The organism is Candidatus Deferrimicrobiaceae bacterium, assembly GCA_035256765.1.
Taxonomy (GTDB): Bacteria; Desulfobacterota; Deferrimicrobia; order Deferrimicrobiales; family Deferrimicrobiaceae; genus CSP1-8.
The window spans coordinates 1-1,198 of sequence record DATEXR010000097.1; the positions used below are offsets into that span (position 1 = coordinate 1).

General features: G+C 63.3%; 2 protein-coding genes. Both read right to left on the reverse strand.

Annotation, left to right across the window (positions count from 1 at the left end; genetic code table 11):
- Positions 1 to 321 (reverse strand): hypothetical protein (locus VJ307_03195; GenBank protein ID HJX73137.1); only part of this gene is annotated, 321 nt, incomplete at its 3' end.
- 11 nt (positions 322 to 332) lie between these two features.
- The gene (locus tag VJ307_03200; protein ID HJX73138.1) at positions 333 to 857 is read right to left on the reverse strand and encodes a hypothetical protein; all 525 of its coding nucleotides are present in this window, start codon (positions 855 to 857) and stop codon (positions 333 to 335) included.
- Positions 858 to 1,198: the final 341 nt, after the last annotated feature.

The following is a 1,198-nucleotide window of genomic DNA, read 5'->3' on the forward strand; positions in this document are numbered from 1 at the left end:
ATTGGCGAGGGGCCGGGTGTTGAGCAGGTCGAGCGCGAGGCGGCGTTTCGTGTACATCCACGGGTGGTCCATGGCGTCGTAGACCAGCCCCAGGATCGCCGGCTGCCGGTTGACCAGTTCGAAGTACAGGTCCGAAAAGACTTTTTTGAAGAAGTAGGAGGAGTACTTCAGGACCTCCACATGCTTCACGGCGATCCCCTTCGCCGCGAAGGCGGCAACCAGAGCCTCCGCCGACCGGACATGTCCCGCGCCGGCCGCCGCCGAGAGGACGAACACCCCCCCCGCCTTCGACCCGCCTCCCGTCATCCGCCGAACCTCCATTCCCTATGGATTTACGGGCCGTTCCCGCCCCGGATCCCCATCCGGTCCTCCGGGTACCGGCGAACGAACTCTTTGTACTGTGACCAGAACTCGTGGAAGCCGAAGGCCTCCATTTCCGCCTCCGCCTCCGCTTCGCTCCACCCGTCGACCTCCATCCGGTAGACCGCCGCCACCACTTCCATGCGGTCCTTCCCGCGGGAGCAGTGGACGAATACGGGCTGGTTCGCCGGGTCGGTCATTAACGACAGCGCCTTCCGCACCGCCGCCGGGTCGACATTCTTCCACACATTTATGGGGATCTCGACGTATCGCATCCCTGCCGCCTCGATCGCCTCCCTCTCCCCGTGACGCGTGCGAAGGTTGATCACCGTCCTGACGCCCATCGCCTTCAGGGTGGTGTATCCTTCGGGTTCCGGCTGGGCGCCCCGAAAGATTCCGTTGGCCACGCGACCGACGTTGGTGAGTCCCGGGAGACCGAAGAGATGCTCGGAAACGCGGACATTCCCGGGGAGAAAGACGGAATTGTCCCCAACCATTACCACGCGTGAAGAGGGGTTGCCGGGAGCGGCCGCAGGGCCGGGCGACACTCCCGGCAACCCCCATGGTCCGTCCCGAGAAGGACCCCTTTCCCTTCGCGGTCAGTTCGATGACGATGGATTCCACCATCCTCTTCCCCTTATCGCCCATACGATACACGCTCCTCCGGGCGAGACAAGGAGTAAAGCGCGTATCCCTTGATCCGAACCCTCCGGCGCCCCTTCCTGCCATAGGACAACCACCGGTCCGAAAATCAGACAAACAGCGGCTCGCGTTTCGGACAGATACCGATACCGAAGGCAGGCGGACGGTATTACTATGATAGGTGTCCGCGAGGGAC